The organism is Lepagella muris (genome assembly GCF_004793975.1).
GTDB lineage: Bacteria > Bacteroidota > Bacteroidia > Bacteroidales > Muribaculaceae > Lepagella > Lepagella muris.
Genome location: NZ_SRYB01000082.1, coordinates 1 through 789, shown reverse-complemented (window position 1 = coordinate 789; position 789 = coordinate 1). Strand labels below are relative to the sequence as shown.

1 protein-coding gene is annotated in these 789 nt (G+C 36.0%); it reads right to left on the bottom strand.

The window, feature by feature from the left end:
• On the bottom strand, nucleotides 1-789 hold a 789-nt coding region (locus E5331_RS20535; protein WP_168355329.1), incomplete at both ends, for a hypothetical protein.

Sequence of the window (789 nt, the reverse complement as noted above, 5' to 3'; positions counted from 1 at the left end):
AGAGCCTTCAGACTTTCGCTCTCATTTTCAAGTTCCGTCACACGATGCGCCAGATTCTCAGCCTCAAGAGCCTTCTTGTCCATCTCCAATTGAAGATTCTTATTTTCAAGTTCATACCGTTCATTTTCAAGAGCTACCATATCTTTTTCTGCTTTCAGTTTGGCATTTTCCGCTTCTTTTGACCGTGCTTTTTCAAGAGCCAACTTTTCATTCGCGTTCTTGCTCCGGAATAATAATATCAATATGAATACACCCATTAATAGTATAATAATCCCTCCGATGCAACCCCATATAATACGGGAATGACGCTGAGATTCATTCTGAGCCATAAGCTCAATCTGATGCTTCTCTTTAATGGATGCTGCCTTCTGATCAAATTTAATGGCATTTATGGAGTCCCATCTATGGCTAAAATCCCAATATGTGGAGAATGCTTCTTTATAGTTATCCATCTCTTTGAAAACTCCAACAGCTATGGATTCATATTTTAGAGTATCATAACCCAATTTAGAATCTTCAAGAATTTTGAGTATTTGTATAGCTTTATTATTATCACCCAATTTATTATAAGCCATTGCCAAGTCCAAGGCATTATTAGGATTAAGAGTCAAGCCACCTTCTTGTTGCTCCATCCAATCCTCAATGTCATGTTTAGACCCGAATTGTATAAAATAGGCTAAAATCCGTCCCTGAAATCTTTGATTAAATTTATTGTTATTAAGAATTCCAAGTTTATTGCATTGATCAATTAAACTATCGGCGCGTGAACGATTATATAATATAATTGAT